We start from the raw sequence: 17,652 nt of genomic DNA on the forward strand, positions 1-17,652 counted from the left end.
TAGAAGAAAAAATTTTCCTTAACCGTCAGTCATCTTGTTTTCAACGAGAGGTAATTTAACGAAGTCAGAAGTCAGAAGTCAACCCAGCCCTAACACCTCCCAGGAGGGGAAGTCAGAAGTTATTTTTGTAACGGGGATTTGAGCAAGGCTCCAAAAATATTACGCCTTAAAAGGCGGGGTTTTAGACCCATATTATTTTGATAATAATTAATTATTAATTATTAATTATTAATTATTAATTGTTTAATACTTCATAAATTCAGGACTACCAAAAATTAAAGCTGCTCTCAATTCGGGAGAACTATTTTCAATCACTCCACGAGTTTGAGCAGAAAAATTATTACCCAAAGTCGCCATTAATTTTTCCGCACTAATAGGTTTACCTCTACCCAATAAACCACCAGATAAAGGTATAGCTAAACTACTACGTCGAATCATTGTATCTGAGGTTAACCATGCTTCTTTCGTATTTTTATAACCGTCCGGAGTAACACAACCATAAAGAGGCATTCCTAACTGGTCTAAAATCCCATTAATAGGTCGAAAATTATCAACTTCGTTACCAATAGCTCTCATGGCAGAAGCTACAAAATGATAAGGATTTTTAAACTTACTATTATGTGTTTCTACTTGCCAAAATTCCGAACTATTGAAGAGAGTTTTTAATACTTCAGAAATATCTCCTTCACTCTCTAAAAAAATCTGAGCTAAAGTTTTAACTAAAGATTCTGGCGGTTGGTCTAATACAAAAGTTTGAGCTAATTTATAACTAATATGTTTAGCTGTGGCAGGATGCCTAGCCAAAATATCTAAAGCAATTTCACCTTCAGCAATACCATTTTCTTTAATTGTTTGTCCGAGAAAAAATTTATCCCCCGGTTCGTGACGTTTTTCATCAAAGTAAAATCCATCTATATCTTCTGCTCTTTTGTTGTTAGGAGGTAAACCCCAACCAGTAAAAATTTTTGCTAGAGCAATAATATCATCTTGAGTATAGCCTCCATCCACACCTAAAGTATGTAATTCTAATAATTCTCTAGCATAATTTTCATTAATTTTTCCCCGATGACTCCGCCAATTATCCAAATAAATTAACATAGCTGGATGATGAGCAGTAGCACCTAATAAATATCTAAATTTTCCCAAAACATGAGGTCTAATTGCCTGTTGTTCGTAGGAGCTGAAATATAAACGATTTAATCCTTGACGACCAAAAACATTGAAGTGATTGTACCAAAAATCTACCATAACTTCTTCTAAATGACGCGGACTTTCTAGAGTGCGGAGAAAACGACCTTTAGTAGCTTGTAAAAATATTTTTTGTTCAAAGCGTCCTTTGATTCTATTTAATCCTCTTTGGTCTAATTTTAATTCTTTTCCTATTTGTTGAAGGTTTTGTAATTCTGTGATTATTTCACTAGGTTTTAGGGGTAATGTATCGAGATATTCTAGCTTTTGAATTAATACTTTTGGATAGGGAATAGAATTAGGTTTGAGTTGAGATTGAATATAGACTTCAATACTAATATTTTTAATCTGTTCAACTTGTCCAGGAGTCGGTCCGAAACTGAGGCGATTAATTAGGTGTAAAATTTTAGTATCAGGCATTTCGGTTATCAGTTATTAGTGGGGTAATATAATTCCGTTGATTGTCATACAATGCTTAGGGGCGTTTTGCTCCGCAACATATAAAGTGGCAGCTTTGCGTTAGCAAATGGCCATTCACCCCCTAAAATATAGACTCTTCTCTTTAATACTTAATAATATTGATGCTACCGGATTAAATATAATGCACTTATGAAAAAAAATATTAGTCAGGAACCGAACATATCGACTCTACATCTTGATACTCTACAGGAACAAATGCGAAGCCATACTGCTTATTTCTCGGACAACGAACAACTTTAACTAACTCCAGGGGTTGTTTTTTGCGATCGCTAGTCCCCGGTTGAAATTTAATTTCTCCTGTTACCCCATCAACACGGAAATTTTCACCTGCCAATATCTTCTTAATTTCCCGACGATGTTTTTCCCCATTTTCCTCAATTCCTTTGATTAGCACCTGAGCAGCATCATAACTCAAGGCTGTACGGTTACTAACATCGCCTCCCCAAAGTTTTTCAGCAGTCTGAGGAAAACTAGGTTGGGGACTGCTCAAACGATGCCAATTAACAGTGATAATCAGTTTTTCCAAGAGTTGGAGTTGACCAATATCTAGGGTTTTGGGACTGTAAATTGAGGAATCACCAACTATCGAGTTTATACCTTTATTTTCTCTAATGATTTTCAGAGCATTATCAAAAGAATTAGTCACTTGCGCATCTGGGACGAGAACAATAGCTGATTTATCATATTTTCTGACTTTTTGGATAGCATTTTTAGCATTAAAATTAGGCCGAGAAATATCAAATGAATCAATAACAGATCCTCCTTTTTCTGAGAGTTTTTCTTGAAAGTGTTTTTTGTAATCACTAGAATACGGACTAGCAGGGTTATAAAAAATCGTAGCTTTGTTTTGATTAATTTTCTTCATCAAGACATCAACCATTGCTTCTGCTCGCAGATCGTTAGTTGCGATAACTCGGAAGAAAAATGGTCTAAGTACTTCTGTGAGTTCAGAAGTGGCCGCACTAGGAGAAACTGATACTAATTCATTTCGGTTATATATATCTACAGTTGCCATCGTCATCTCACTTGTCCAAGAAGCAATAACACCTCGAATATCTGACCGTTTGACTAGGGTTTGGGCAACCTTCACCGCCTGAGTCTCTAAGTTGGCATCATTAGCAATGATAACTTTTAAACCTTTTCCATTCAAACTTTTCGAGTCTAGAAAATTTGCACCCGGTAAAGTCAAATTAGAAGATTTATTCTCATTGAATACACTCAAGTTAACTTCCGTTTGCGCTTGAGCTACTCCCCGCAAGATTTCTTCAGCGAGTTTTGCATCCTCTAAAACTGGAACGACAACTGCAATAGTATAGAAATTAGCTTCTGTTGCTTCTAAAATTGCATTATTGAGATAAATTAAAGTTTCTGGATCTCTTCGTTCTGTCTTCCAACTTTTCAGAAGCTCTTGAGCTGCCTCTTGATAAATGTTTTTGGTGCGAAAACAATCACTCCAATCTTGTCGAATATGACTTTTCCAAATAGGTAGAAAATAATACCAGGGTTTCTGACATTTAGCAACTGCTTTTACACCCTTGTGTTTGTCTCGTGGTTGAAATAGTTTGACTAGAATTTCCTCACCAATGCTGATGTTATCTCCTATTACTTCAGGTTCAGGGTGTAGAGAAATTCCAACAACAACAATGACAGTCAACAAAAACAGAATTATACCTCTCCTAAAATGCCGATTTGGGAACGGCTGAGTAAGAATTTTAGAAGCTTTTCTCAAGACATCTATTATCTGTCTAATTAGAGGTATGCCTCCCCCAGGCCAATAAAGTTGAGGTGTATTAGGGTTTTGGATGAGTACAGGCAGTTTAGATGCTCTTGGATATAACAATCCATCTGAATCAGGAAATTCCAGTATTTGCAAGCGTCCCCGTGCTTTTCTCACAGAGGCGTGGAGAGGCTTCCTTTTGGTAAATTCTTCCAGGAAATATTGCAAAAAACTCCGTGCTACTCGATCGGGAACAAGTTCTCGCATCACAATCATATTGGGAATATTAAAATCAGTTAAATATTCACCAATACCCAGTCCATCACAGGAATTAAAAATTGCCAGCTTTACTTTTGGGGCAGTTTCCCTCAGAGCTTCTCTTAAATTATCGACTGGTACTGTTAAAGCATGATCGAGTTGAATTGTCTGACCAGAACTGTGCCCAGTATAAAAAATAATATCCCAATTTCCTTGCCAAAGAGTATCAAATAGTTCTTGATGAGTCAGCGAATTTCCTGTCGCTGGAACAGGGTAAATGTTTACCCCATATCTTTTTAAATTTTCAATCAGTTTTCGATCTTCCTCCAGTTGCAATCCCCCCTCATTGCTACCAAAAATTGCTAGAATGCGAATCGGTTTTTGCCACGTTTTTTTTGGTCGATCGTATTTAGATAAGAGGGCAAACTCTGTAGTAAAAAAACCCTGTTCTTGAAATAAGTCCCAAGAATCCCAGGATAACTTACTCAGATAATCATTTGATGTATCGATGATAACTCGTAATGATTTATGTGAAACTCCATACTCTAGTTTTTTTATAATTTTTCCTGCTATAGCTTCAAATTCTAGTTTACTAAACCAATTTTTTGTATTATCTTCTAGGGTTTGAGCGGCATTTTTACAATCATCTAAATTGGAGACGTTGGTAACTTGCGCTTCTGGGCTATCGAACGCTCGTATTTCTCCCAACCTAGCATTAATGTCTTTCCATCGATCATAAACTCTAGGAAAATCTGGGTTAGGGGGCAATTGTAAATTGAATTCTTCGGCAATGGTTTGGCCATCTTCTGAAAACTTTAGGGAAACACGAAAACCTGATTCAAAACTGCCTTCTTCTATTCTGATAACAACTTGTTTAACCATTATTCTTAATTCATTACTTTAGTTTGAAAATTATATTCGTTTCATATCATGTCCGGCAGCATCGTTTGTGTATAAAATTAAGGTGACAATGAAAGAAAACCTTCTGCCTCCTGCCTCCTGCCTCCTGCCTTCCTTCCACCAAAGTCTAACTATTCAACCGGAGATGATATCAATATATATCTCCAAAAATTTACTCTTTGTAGGTTGGGTTGAGGATACGTTAGCGCCAGCTTATCCGTTAGGAACAACCCAACACCTAATCTCAATACAATTAAGAGTATCATGTTTTGACATCCTCGCTTCTTTTGTATTTTTATAACCATCAGGAGTAACACAACCATAAAAACGTACTTATCAGAAAAGAACATTAGTTAGAATTCCCACAGTCCAACCCTGCATCTTCAGGTTTTGAATACTTCTCAGGAATAAATGCGAAGCCATACAACTTTTTCGGACAACGAACAACCTTAACTATATTGAAGGGTAGCTCTTCGCGATCGCCAGTCCCCGGTTTAAATTTAATTTCTCCTGTCACCCCGTCAACGCAGAAATCTTTCTCTGCCAATGTCTTCTGAATTCCTATGCGAGTAGGTTTTTGCCGAATCGCTTCGATTAGCACCTGAGCAGCATCATAGCTCAAAGCTGTACGATTGCTAACAGGACTTCCCCACAATTTTTGAGCAGTCTGAGCAAAATTATCTTTGGGATTTTTCAAATGATGCCAATTAACGGTAATAATCAGTTTTTCCAAGAGTTGGGGTTGACCAATTTGTAGGGTTTTGGAACTGTAAATTGAAGAATCACCAACTATCCAGTTTTGACCACCATTTTCTTTGATAATTTCCAGAGCATTGTCAAAAGAAGCAGTCACTTGCCCATCTGGCACGAGAACAATAGCTGATTCACCAGATTCTCGGACTTTTTGGATAGCATTTTTAACATTAAAATCAGGCTGAGAAATATCAAGTGAATCAATGATGTATCCTCCTTTTTCTAAGAATTTTTCTTCAAAATGTTTTTTGTAATCACTAGAATAGGGACTAGCAGGGTTATAAAAAATCGTAGCTTTGTTTTGATTAATTTTATTCATCAAGACATCAACCATTGCTTCTACTCGCAGATCATTAGCTGCGATAACTCGGAAGAAAAATGGTCTAGGTGCTGCTGTTAGTTGAGAAGTGGCTGCACCAGGAGAAACTGATACTAATTGATGTCGGTTATATATATCTACAGTTGCCATCGTCATATCACTTGTCCAAGAACCAATAACACCTAGAATTTCTGACCGTTTGACCAGGGTTTGGGCAATCTTTTCGGCATTAGTCTCTAAGTTGGCATCATTAGCAATGAAGACCTTTAAACCTTTTCCATTCAAGCTTTTCGATTCTAGAAAATTTGCACCCGGTAAAGTCAAATTAGAAGATTTTTTCTCATTGAATAAACTCAAGTTAACTTCCGTTTGCGCTTGAGCTACTCCCCACAAGATTTCTTCAGCAAGTTGTGCATTCTTCACTCTTCCAGTTTTGTCTTGTAAAACAGGAACTATAACTGCAATAGTATAGAAATTAGCTTTTGTTTCTTCTAAAAGAGCATTATTGAGATAAATTAAAGTTTCTGGGGATCTTCGTTCGTACTTCCAGCTTTGCTGAAGATTGTTAATTTTCTCCTGATAACTTTTTTTAGCGTAAAAATAATTACTCCACTGTTGTCGAATGCGACTTTTCCAAATAGGTAGAAAATGATTCGATGGTTTCTGATTGTCAGGACTTACGCACGAACACTAAATCAAGTGAGGGCAAATGCTATATCCAGAGAGGGCGAATAGCATTTGCCCCTACATTCTTCTTGCAGAACAATATTTTTAGACATTGTTGTTGGGTTGCGCTACCGCTTAACCCAACCTACGATTTTATCGCTTTCAACCAGAATTATTTAATTATTAATTATTAATTATTCGGTAAAATGCCCATTCCACAAAACATCAAAACATCACTTGTTTACTCAAATAATAAAGTGCTTTGTCACAGTAATTGTTGTTGGGTTGCGCTACCGCTTAACCCAACCTACGATTTTATCGCTTTCAACCAGAATTATTTAATTATTAATTATTCGGTAAAATGCCCATTCCACAAAATATCAAAACATCAAAACATCACTTGTTTACTTAAATAATAAAGTGCTTTGTCACAGTAATTGTTGTTGGGTTGCGCTACCGCTTAACCCAACCTACGATTTTATCGCTTTCAACCAGAATTATTTAATTATTAATTATTAATTATTAATTATTCGGTAAAATGCCCATTCCACAAAATATCAAAACATCAAAACATCACTTGTTTACTTAAATAATAAAGTGCTTTGTCACAGTAATTGTTGTTGGGTTGCGCTACCGCTTAACCCAACCTACGATTTTATCGCTTTCAACCAGAATTATTTAATTATTAATTATTAATTATTAATTATTAATTATTCGGTAAAATGCCCATTCCACAAAACATCAAAACATCACTTGTTTACTTAAATAATAAAGTGCTTTGTCACAGTAGCAGAATTAAGGCTAACTTGAAGACTAAAACGATCGCCTGGATCGGCGGTAAATTTGAACTGAATATAATCATCTCGTTCTCTTGCACGAATTTCAAATAGAGATTCCCCCATTTCATCTAAACCAATGAGTTTTAAATTTGCTGGTAAAAAACGTTGTTCTTGGAGAGGATAAACCCTAGAAAGAACAGCAAATCTTTGGTTCAGTTTGGGTAAAATTGCTATCATTAGTGCCACCGGAACTCCTGCTAGTTGCATTCCTAGATCGATAGCGCGACGTACACCTGCTGCTGGATGACTAGGGTCAATTTCCCACAACAATTCGGCAATTTGCCAGCGTGTTTCTTCATCTTCTGTTGTTTGTAAAATCTGTACGAGAGCTTTATTTACTTCTGTGTCTGAGAGTTCAGGTTGAGATAAATATGCCTGTGTTTTGTCTCTGGGGTTTTCAGTTATTTGGGATTGTTTAAGAAATTTTTGAACTACTTTGGGAGATAATTGTTCTGTAGTTTGATCTAACCTGAAAGCCATTGTCATAATGGGTTTACGATTTCCTAGAATTTCTTCCACTGGTTGCCAAGCTTCTGTAAAAATACGTTCTAACCAGCTTGTTAATTTTGATTCAGTCAAGGTATTTTCTGAAAGTTTAATAGCTGCCGGACTCAAATATTTCAAATTTAAAATTAAGTGGCTGGAGTCATAATTTAGTTGAGCCAAAGAAAGTTGATAATTTCCTATTTCATTTTTTTGTAAAGACTGATTTTTGAATTGATCGTGCCGTATAAATCCAATTAAAATAGCTTCTTCTGACTCTACTGAAACCTGTATCAAAATATAGAAATGAGCAGCAAATTTTGGGGAATTAATCATTTTATCTGGAATTTCAATTCCTTCATTTACTATATTCTCATCTGTCAGTAAGCAAACTGTAAATCCATTGACTTTCAGAGGGCAAATTGGTTCCGAACTGATAATTTGATGAGGTGGCAGGGATTCAATTTGATTATCTAACGTTAAATGGCGATCGCTCAACCATTTTTTTAGTGCTAATAAACCTAATATTTTCACATAAGCTTGCCATTGTTGGGACTCGTTCTTAAAGCGATCGCTCAAAAGAGTTGCTTGCTCAAAATCTTCAGGTTCTAAATCAATAGTTTCTAAGTGCAATTGTCGGTAATACAGTTTGTTTGTTTGCTCAGAATTAGTCATATTAATTCTCCGGATTATTGTTGTAATTGAAAATTTAGTCTTGGCGAACAATGGAATGATTGATGTAGTTGTTTGACCGAAAAATTCAGGTATAAAGCCTCTCTATTCATGGAGAAAAAAGAAAAAAAATCCTTTTAATCAATCCTCTTATTTATAAGAAGAGTTAATTCTAAATTCTAGATTCTAAATTCTAAATTCTTGAATGCTTATTATTATGTCAAATAGGCTAACTACATTTAATATAATAGCGCATTTTTTCAGCGAACAAACTTGTCATTCTCTTATACTTCCTTCTTGTAGAAATTTCTTTATTAGCCCTGATAAAATGATTTTATTTGAATAGCCACTTGATTTTTCAAGTGAAGAATCAAAAGTATTTAGATCTTTTTGAGCAATTTGACTTAAATCCAATCCTTCTTTCTCAGATAAAATCTGTAGCAATTTGTCTACTATTTTTACTCGAATTTGCGACAGCATTGATTTAAGTCCTAAGAAGCGACTAACTTGAGATTGATTATTCATATTGAATTGCCGAGCTACTTCACTTTGAGATTTATTTTCACAATAAATTAGTCGTAAAATCGGCAAAAAATGAGGAGCAAATTTACTATACTGGGAACTCTTTTGTAATTTATGCAAACGTTGAGAAAGTACCTCCTTAATAGCATCCATAATAGCTTGATAGCTATCTTCGTCTAGAAATTCAAGTTCCATTGCTAAAGGTGAAGTATTAGAGGGAGGTGAAATTTCAGTTGGATTTAACATTGGTTCCTGTAGAAACTGAGCAATAGTTTTCAATTTTTCAAGTAGTTCATCTGGAGAATTATATAAAACTCCCCTTGGAAAAAGGCGATCGCGCATTTCCTGAAGTTGAGACTCAGAAGGTTCAGGACATTTACCCCTTGCACCCTGTTCTCGCCTGTCGCGCCGATATACCCCATGAAACGCTTCTACCACATCCCGTTCTTGAGGTGAAAGAGTTTCCATTTGGTAACGCTTAATATTATTTAGTTTTCCCCAAGGAGTACTTAAAGATAAACCAAATTCTACCCATAACGTTCGAGTAAGTTCTGAGTGGCAACGGGTGCGTAAATTAGTCCAACCCCAGAGTCCACCTTTATCAGGATTGAAAGTTCTCAGAATTTCCTCCCAGAAATAGGAGTAAAAAGACTGAGAGTTTTCCTGCACTTGCTTAATGTTTTTTGTCTCACCATCATCAGTGAGTACCAGATACAACAAATCTCGGAAGGAAAAACCATAGCGATCGCCAAATTGTTGAGCCAGTTTTTGACAAGCGTAAACAATGGTATGGGAAATGTAGCAACGCAAAGAAAGTCCTGCTGTTATGTTGCATTCCTTAGAAGAAGCAGAATTTTGAGAGCGAAAGTAAGATAGTAAGGTAGCTTGAATTTTTCGGTCATCTTGAGAGGAGAGTTCTTCAAGTTCAGCAATAGACGGAAACCAGATTTGAAATTGTTGCTGAACAGGCAATAGTACCTCCTCTCGATATCCTCTCTGAGAACCAGACACATCATAGCTTGCTAAATCAATTTTGCATAATGTCCAGTAGTTATTGGTGAGAACCATTTTTCTATCCTCCTATATTCCTCACACACTATTATTCAACCTTATTCATTAGTATTAATGCTTATCAGCACTCACAATACATTTTCCTAGAGGTTCTATTTAAATCTAGTGCTGATGATTTTGAACTTATGCACTTTAGATAGAATCCGGTTGAATAGTTATTGTATAGTTGGGAGTAGGGGAGTAGGGGAGTGGGGGAGTGAGGGAGTAGGGGAGATTAAATATTGAAGTAATTATAGAATTATCAACATACAGCAAATTCCAGGTAGATGAGGTACAAATATAAATCGTAAAATTCTTGTAGTGCGGGCATCTTGCCCGCGACTGATGTACCTCACTAATATGGAATACGCTGTATACTATATACAGCAAATTCCAGGTAGATGAGGTACAAATATAAATCGTAAAATTCTTGTAGTGCGGGCATCTTGCCCGCTACTGATGTACCTCACTAATATGGAATACGCTGTATACTATATAACCGGATTCTATATTAGACATCTCCAATAATAAAAAATAAAATCAATTATCCCAAATAAATTATCAATTATTCCCCTCCTGGGAGGGGTTAGGGGTGGGTTCCCTACTCCCTACTCCCTACTCCCTCTTTTCTGGAGATGTCTATTATATCATGTTCGGATAATCAGTTATAAAAAACCTTCTGCCTTCTAATCTTGCTCTTTCCCTTCTGCCTTCTGCCTTCTGCCTTCTGCCTTCTGCCTTCTGCCTTCTGCCTTCGGTCCGCAGATATTATAAGTATTCAACCGAACATGATATTAGATATAGCAATGTGCGCTGGCTTATGTACAAATTACAAGAACTGTCCAATAGCTAAAATCTTATATTATCAGTTTTTTATTCCCCCTGTTGCCTGTTGCCTGTTGCCTGTTGCCTCCGCACAGTGCTATATCAGGAACGGGCAAGATGCCCATTCCACAAAACTATGCTACTAATTTAACTTCTAACTTCTAACTTCTGACTTCTGACAAAACACCATTTAAGAAAATATCAGCTAACCCCTCTGCCATTTCCTGCATTGCTTGGGGAGAAGCATCAGGTTCTAATAATGTTTGTTGGCTAAAACCCGCGATCGCAAACATTCCTAAAAATACCCGTGCCACAAGTTTCGGGTTCATCTGACGATATACACCCCGCTCCATTGCTGTTGCAAAAAAAGCCTCTGCCACATCCGTCATTTTCTCAATAACTTCCGATTGAATTTTATCTCTCAACTCTGGATGAAACTGTGCTTCCAAAAAACAGACTTTCATCATATCTGCATTGTGACTAATATTCAACATCCGGCGACGCATCACTTGTGCCACAGCTTTATAACTAGACATCTCACTTAATTCTGTTAATAAATCTGTGAGAATTTCAACCCAACCTTTCGTAGCTAACTCAATCAAAATCGCTTTTTTATTAGTAAAATGACGAAACAAAGTACCTTCTGCTACTCCTGCCTTTTTTGCCAAATCTCGAATCGTAGTACCATCATATCCAGATTTAGCAAACAACTTTTGAGCTGCTTGTAATATCTTAGTTCGTGTCTGTATGTCCGAAGTTGGTAACTTAGTTAAAACTTTCATAATAGTTCAAACTTTTATGTTATTTTAACCAGTTGTAGCTTGATGATTTAGCAATTTAAGCATTAATTAACAAAGGAAGGCAGAAGGCAGAAGGCAGAAGGCAGAAGGAAAAGAAAGGTTTAAAGGGAGAAGGTTTTTTATCACTAATTATCCGGACATGGTATGAGTGGAGGCAGGCATCCTGCCTGTCCCTGCCAAGGAGTGAAAATATCAGGAACGGGAACGGGGAAGGGGCAAGATGCCCATTCCACAAAACTATTAAAATCATCCCGCATCTATGCAACGCCTATTTAGTTGTTGGGAACAAGGAATTCGTTTGAGAGATATAAAAAAAGATTTAATTTTAATTTCACGAGTCTAATCGAAAAAGTTGCATCCCACACCAATATTCGTAAAATCTCATACTTCAGAATATAATTCTAATTGTCACCTAATCATAAATTTAATTAGTTAATGGATTTTACTTATGCAGAAAGGTAATTCTAAATTCTTAATTCTTAATTCTAAATTCTTGAATGCTAACTTTGAATTGGCCAAACTAAAAAAGCGATCGCTCAACTTATGTCTTTGCTTGATTACCATCAGTTTGTTTTGGTTTGGTTTTCCCGCAAATATGGCCTTAGCACGAGAATCTACTCCCGACCAAAAAATATCAATTAAGCCTTACCTAGACCGAGTAATCAAAAAAGTAACAGAATTTCGCCTCGACAATGGCATGAAATTCATCGTATTGGAAAGGCATAATGCCCCAGTAATATCTTTTTCTATTTATGCTGATGTTGGTGGGGCGAACGAACCAGACGGTCAAACAGGTGTGGCCCATTACCTAGAACATCTAGCTTTTAAAGGTACAAAAAAAATCGGTACAAAAGATTATCAAGCTGAAAAACAAGCTTTAGAAAAACTAGATAAGATATTTGCAGAAATTCAAACAGCTCGTGCCAACAAAAAAACTGAACAAGTCACCAAACTTTTAGCAAAATTTGAAGCAGCTCAAAAGCAGGCATCTCAATATGTCAATCAAAATGAATTCTCCAAAATAGTCCAACAAGCAGGAGGAGTAGGAATGAATGCTGGTACCTCAGCAGACTACACCCAATACTTCTACAGTTTACCTGCCAATAAACTAGAATTATGGATGTCTCTGGAGTCAGAAAGATTTATGGAGCCAGTATTTAGAGAATTTTATAAAGAAAAACAAGTAATTCTAGAAGAAAGGCGATCGCGTACAGAAAATTCACCCGTTGCCCAACTGTTGGAAAAATTTTTAAATAAAGCTTTCCAAGTTCACCCTTACCGTCGCCCTGTCATTGGTTATCAAGAAGATATCAAAAATTTAAGCAGAGAAAATGTGCGTGACTTTTTTGATACTCATTATGTTCCCAGTAATTTAACAGTAGCAATAGTTGGAGATGTCGATCCCAAGGAAGTCAAAAAATTAGCAAAAATTTACTTCGGTCGCTACGAAACCAAAGAAAAACCACCACAGCTTAATATTGTCGAACCTCCCCAAACTAAACCAGGGGAAGTAACGATGAAATTGAAATCTCAACCTTGGTATCTAGAAGGTTATCACAGACCTGCAACGAATCATCCTGACAATGTAGTTTATCAAATGATTACTAGCATCTTGAGTGATGGTCGTACTTCTCGCCTCTATAAGTCATTAGTTGAGAAACAGCGAATAGCTCTCGTAGCAAGAGGAACTGGTGGTTATCCAGGAAATAAATATCCACATCTGATGCTATTTTATGCTATGACTGCTCCCAATAGTAATGTGGATGAAGTTGGAGCAGCTTTGCAGACAGAAATTGAAAAATTGAAAACAGAGCCAGTTTCTCAGCAAGAATTAGAAAGGGTGAAAACTCAAGCACGGGCAAGTTTATTGCGCTCTCTTGATTCTAATACAGGCATGGCTTCTGCCCTCTTGAGCTACGAAGTTAAAACTGGTTCGTGGCAAAATCTGTTTAAAGAATTAGATGCCATTAATGCAGTAACCACAGAAGATATTATGCGTGTGGCCCAAAAAACTTTCGTTGCCGAAAACCGTACTATTGGCAGACTGCTTCCCAAGTGAAGTCAAAATTCAAAAGTCAAAAGTCAAAAGTGAAGTCAAAAGTTAAAAGTTCAGGACTTACGCAAAGGCACTATATCAGGACTTATGCATTGACAATAAATATAGGGTGTCGCTCAGTTACGCTACCGCTAACACACCCTACCAATAGCGTTTATGCGTAAGTCCTGATCAATAAGCGTGAAAATCAGCGATCGCTACTTTCTCAGAATTGATCGAAAATCTCATAACTTAATGGTTGGAGTTTGTTGGTATTTGTGGTGGAAGCGGAATTTAACTTCCCTGGCGGGAAGTCCCGCGCTCTCCCGTTTTGCGCTTCGCATAACTGCGTTAACGGCTGTCGCCGACATGTTTGCGGAGCATTCCGTCAGGAAAAGGCGGAGGATGGTGGCGGCAGCTATTAGGGGAGCGTCATAAGGGAAAGCCAGGGCCAAGAGTCGGATACCTCCACAAATAAAACCTTCTTATACCCTTGACAAGCTAGGAGGTATGCATGTTATTATCAAGGTCAATACAGGGGGAGGAGATCACCTCACACGAAACAGCGGTCATTTTTTTCATGACTGAAGAATCCCGCGTTGTCGCGCTATGCGCAACGTCGGGAGTATGTCAACTGTATTTCCAACTTTGATGTCGGCAAGGGGTCTCCCGTTATACGAATGTTAACGGTCGGGGAATTGCCGACCAACAAATAAACCGCGTAGCGTCCACTTAGTTTTTTGCATTGTGTACTTCTTTGTGTTATCCTGCATATATCAGGGGTAGCGGTAATACGCACCTGATAACAGCAAGCTCGAAAACGAATAGCGAGTATGGGGTTCAATTGGCGAAGTTAAGCGTCAACCCGTGAAAAGGTAAAACTCTTGAGGGAGCGTATCGGAGTACAGAATTGTTTAGTACAAAAAGGCGGTGGGTCTCATCGTCTCTGTCTGTGGAGGGTTAAGTGGTTGCACTCCCTTTGAAACAGAAAGCCCGCGTCCGTGAGGTTGGGAAGCCTACATCATAATCTTTGATTTGATGTAGGAGAATGTCACTTCTTACTATTGGACAATAAATAAATCCAACAATAATTGGGAAAATGACTTGTATGTGTTGGGTTTCCTTTGCTCCGCAACGCTTACGCGAACCTCAACCCAACCTACACTATTTTCAATAATAACTTTTCAGTTCAGCCCCATTAAATTATGGGGCTGTTTTTTTGGACTTTTATTGTGGCTCGATACCATCAGAAAATCAAAAAAGACATAATTGTGTGAGTTATTTCTTCAACAATTATCTGTTGAGATTGAATTTAACTGACTTTTAGCTAAATTTTACTAAATAGAAAGTATTATTTCTCTAAAAAAACGAGACATAATTGTGTTAGTTAGATGCAGTTTCAAGTTGCTCAACCCCTTGCAGTGAGCAGAAAATTTAGGGAATAATATTCTTGTATGGGGCTTTTAACTGTGTAAGCATTCAGCCGTCAGCTATCAACTATGAGTTATTAGCTCATTATCAGTTCAAAAGAGGAAGCTGAAATTTCCTAGTTCTATTGACTTACATAAGCTTTTGGTAGCAATAGTTAAACCTAAAAACTGATAGTCCCTCAGAAGTAATTAGACAGGTAGCAAAACCTGCTGTTACACACAACAGATAAATAATTTCGAGAAATTTAGGAGTTAATTATGTCCTTAGAAAATGTTCAAGCTTTCTATGAAAGAATAGCTGATGATAAAGAGTTTCTAGCTGAACTTCAAGCTACTGAAACTCAGGAAGAAGGAAAAAAAATCCTGGAAGAAGCTGGCTATGACTTCACAAGTGAAGAGCTAGAAGAATATACTTCCCAAGTTCTAGAGTCAAGTGATGTGGAAGACAGCGTACTGGAAGATTTGAATGAAGAACAAATGGCAGCAGTTTTTGGTGGTTTATCAAAATTTGGTCCGGTACAAGCTCTCTATGGTGTGATCTGGTGGCCTCCCAAACCTTGGCCTCCTATTCAGCCAATGTATGGCATTGTTGTAGATACAGATCTATAGATACAGAACTTCTTACATAAGTTCTAATTTGAAACTTTGGGGGCTAAAGTGCCTAGATGCGGTCGGCTTAACCGTCAATGCCTGTGGACGGAGTGCTGCCGACAGTTCCGGTAGAAGCAGGAAGTAAACATTAAAATGTCGCGCTTGTGACGTTTTATATCGGTTTTATGAAGCAGAAATTTAGGAGTTAATTATGTCCTTAGAAAATGTTCAAGCTTTCTATGAAAGAATAGCTGATGATAAAGAGTTTCTAGCTGAACTTCAAGCTACTGAAACTCAAGAAGAAGGAAAAAAAATCCTAGCAGAAGCTGGCTATGACTTCACAAGTGAAGAGCTAGAAGAATATACTTCCCAGGTACTAGAGTCTGGTAATACTGAAGACAGTGTACTGGAAGACCTGAACGAAGAACAGATGACAGCAGTTTTTGGTGGGTAATTAACTGTTAAACTTAAACTGTAGAAAATAGTTGTCAAACGTAGAAAAGTATTGTAATATTAAACAGTTAATAGAAAGCGTAAATTTAGGCAATGAATGATTTCGATCATTATAGTAATCACGGGCGAGGGCAACAAAATTTGAGTAGACAGACCCATGAAAGTTGTTGACAGACATATAATTAGACGAACGCATAACTTTTGGCAGGTGTGCGATGAGTTAGCCAATAAGATCGAAAAACTTATATAACTTAGCTAACTATCACTGTCGTCAGCATTTTTTCACGACAGGTAAAAGTCTCTCACTAACTAAACTGTACCACGTCACCAAAGATAGCGATGCTTACAGAGGATTACCAACTAAAGTATCAAAACAAATAATAAAATGCTTGGTTGCAACTTGGCGTGGCTATTTTCAAGCGATCAAAGAATGGTCAAAATATCCACAAAAGTTTTTAGGTAAACCCAAAATACCAAAGTATAAAAATAAAACTCAAGGTAGAAATGTAGTTATATATTCAAAGGAATCAGTCTATAAAGCCCCTCTAAAAGATGGTATTTGTCACTTATCAATGAGTGAAATCATGCATACCTGTAGTTGTGGATACTGTAATCGAAGTGAGGATAGTACCTGCTACTGCCTGCTATATAATTGAAGTAGTGTATGAAAAAGCGAATCAGCCACAAATACAATCAACATATGTAGCCGGAATAGACTTAGGGATTGACAGATTAGTTGCTCTATCTACAAATAAGCCTGGTGTCAAACCACTGCTGATTAATGGGAAGCCACTAAAAAGCGTCAATCAATTGTATAATAAGCGTAAAGCCAAGTACCAAAGTCATCTCAAAGGCAACAGAAAAACTAGCCGTAAGATTGAAGCATTAAGTTATCATAGAAATCGTTTTGTTTCCAATTATCTGCATAATACCAGTTTCTTAGTGGTTGAGTATTTAACCACAAATAATATCGGTACTGTAGTAATTGGAAAAAATGATAACTGGAAACAAGGTGCAAATATCGGCAAAAAAAACAACCAAAATTTTACCCAAATACCACATGATAAGTTAGTAAAGCAAATTACTTATAAATGTCAGCTAGCAGGCATCAAGGTGATTGAAACAGAGGAAAGCTATACAAGCAAAACATCTGCCGTTGACCTTGAGAAACCAATTAAACATGAAACTTATGTGGGAAAACGAGTCAAACGTGGCTTGTTTAGAAGTGCAACAGGTAAAGTAATTAATGCCGACGTTAATGGCAGTCTTCAGATAATTAGAAAGAAATTCCCAGAGGCATTTACAGCCGAGGGAATAGTGAGCTGTGCCGTACAGCCAGTATTGGTTAATCCAATATCAAGATAAAAGCTGTTTCATTTTTCTACAGTTTTTTTCGTACGGTTACAAATTGTTCCTATGCCACTGTATGGCATTCCCTGGTGGCCTCCAATTTACCCAACGTATGGAGTAGTCTTAGATACAACATTATAACATTAGACATCTCCAGAAAATAAATCTTTTTCATTAATGGATAATGGATAATGGATAATTGATAATTACCTCTGGTTAAAACCGCTCTTGATTGAATATAAGGAGATATTATTTCTTTTTTTTCCCCTTAAAAGGGGAGGCTTTAAACCTTAATTATTTAATTATTAATTATTAATTATT

10 protein-coding genes are annotated in these 17,652 nt (G+C 36.9%); 4 read left to right on the forward strand and 6 right to left on the reverse strand.

Going from position 1 to position 17,652, the window contains the following annotated elements; all coding sequences use genetic code 11:
• Positions 1 to 243 precede the first annotated feature (243 nt).
• From F6K54_RS22665 to F6K54_RS22690, 6 genes are all read right to left on the reverse strand, one after another.
• Entirely contained in the window at positions 244 to 1,608 is a 1,365-nt protein-coding gene (locus F6K54_RS22665; RefSeq protein ID WP_293082252.1) for a DUF1800 domain-containing protein, read from the reverse strand.
• A 202-nt stretch (positions 1,609 to 1,810) separates the two neighbouring features.
• Positions 1,811 to 4,525, reverse strand: coding sequence for an ABC transporter substrate-binding protein (locus F6K54_RS22670; RefSeq protein ID WP_293082254.1), 2,715 nt, complete (start codon positions 4,523 to 4,525; stop codon positions 1,811 to 1,813).
• Positions 4,526 to 4,892: 367 nt separating this feature from the next.
• Positions 4,893 to 6,038, reverse strand: a complete 1,146-nt coding sequence (locus tag F6K54_RS22675) for an ABC transporter substrate-binding protein (RefSeq protein ID WP_366558204.1) — start codon at positions 6,036 to 6,038, stop codon at positions 4,893 to 4,895.
• A gap of 1,004 nt (positions 6,039 to 7,042) precedes the next feature.
• Positions 7,043 to 8,278, reverse strand: a complete 1,236-nt coding sequence (locus tag F6K54_RS22680; RefSeq protein WP_293082257.1) for a DUF1822 family protein — start codon at positions 8,276 to 8,278, stop codon at positions 7,043 to 7,045.
• A gap of 273 nt (positions 8,279 to 8,551) precedes the next feature.
• Entirely contained in the window at positions 8,552 to 9,865 is a 1,314-nt protein-coding gene (locus F6K54_RS22685; protein ID WP_293082259.1) for a hypothetical protein, read from the reverse strand.
• A 968-nt stretch (positions 9,866 to 10,833) separates the two neighbouring features.
• Positions 10,834 to 11,454, reverse strand: a complete 621-nt coding sequence (locus tag F6K54_RS22690) for a TetR/AcrR family transcriptional regulator (protein WP_293082262.1) — start codon at positions 11,452 to 11,454, stop codon at positions 10,834 to 10,836.
• A 613-nt stretch (positions 11,455 to 12,067) separates the two neighbouring features.
• On the opposite strand from F6K54_RS22690, the gene F6K54_RS22695 reads away from it, so the two are divergent.
• The 4 genes from F6K54_RS22695 (at position 12,068) to F6K54_RS22710 (ending at position 17,346) form a co-directional block, all read left to right on the forward strand.
• Positions 12,068 to 13,531, forward strand: coding sequence for a pitrilysin family protein (locus tag F6K54_RS22695; RefSeq protein ID WP_293082276.1), 1,464 nt, complete (start codon positions 12,068 to 12,070; stop codon positions 13,529 to 13,531).
• A 1,664-nt stretch (positions 13,532 to 15,195) separates the two neighbouring features.
• The gene (locus F6K54_RS22700) at positions 15,196 to 15,546 is read left to right on the forward strand and encodes a Nif11-like leader peptide family natural product precursor (protein ID WP_293082265.1); all 351 of its coding nucleotides are present in this window, start codon (positions 15,196 to 15,198) and stop codon (positions 15,544 to 15,546) included.
• Between the two features lie 193 nt (positions 15,547 to 15,739).
• Positions 15,740 to 15,982: a Nif11-like leader peptide family natural product precursor gene (locus F6K54_RS22705; protein ID WP_293082268.1), complete on the forward strand. Its 243-nt coding sequence runs from the start codon at positions 15,740 to 15,742 to the stop codon at positions 15,980 to 15,982.
• 575 nt (positions 15,983 to 16,557) lie between these two features.
• Positions 16,558 to 17,346: a transposase gene (locus F6K54_RS22710; protein WP_293082270.1), complete on the forward strand. Its 789-nt coding sequence runs from the start codon at positions 16,558 to 16,560 to the stop codon at positions 17,344 to 17,346.
• Positions 17,347 to 17,652: the final 306 nt, after the last annotated feature.

Origin of the sequence: Okeania sp. SIO3B5 (assembly GCF_010692555.1) — a bacterium.
In the GTDB taxonomy this organism is placed as follows: Bacteria; Cyanobacteriota; Cyanobacteriia; order Cyanobacteriales; family Microcoleaceae; genus Okeania.

Coding starts and splice junctions, on each gene's coding strand:
- F6K54_RS22690 (WP_293082262.1), bottom strand. CDS start 11,454: ATGAAAGTTTTAACTAAGTTACCAACTTCGGACATACAGACACGAACT.
- F6K54_RS22695 (WP_293082276.1), top strand. CDS start 12,068: ATGGCCTTAGCACGAGAATCTACTCCCGACCAAAAAATATCAATTAAG.
- F6K54_RS22665 (WP_293082252.1), bottom strand. CDS start 1,608: ATGCCTGATACTAAAATTTTACACCTAATTAATCGCCTCAGTTTCGGA.
- F6K54_RS22700 (WP_293082265.1), top strand. CDS start 15,196: ATGTCCTTAGAAAATGTTCAAGCTTTCTATGAAAGAATAGCTGATGAT.
- F6K54_RS22685 (WP_293082259.1), bottom strand. CDS start 9,865: ATGGTTCTCACCAATAACTACTGGACATTATGCAAAATTGATTTAGCA.
- F6K54_RS22705 (WP_293082268.1), top strand. CDS start 15,740: ATGTCCTTAGAAAATGTTCAAGCTTTCTATGAAAGAATAGCTGATGAT.
- F6K54_RS22680 (WP_293082257.1), bottom strand. CDS start 8,278: ATGACTAATTCTGAGCAAACAAACAAACTGTATTACCGACAATTGCAC.
- F6K54_RS22670 (WP_293082254.1), bottom strand. CDS start 4,525: ATGGTTAAACAAGTTGTTATCAGAATAGAAGAAGGCAGTTTTGAATCA.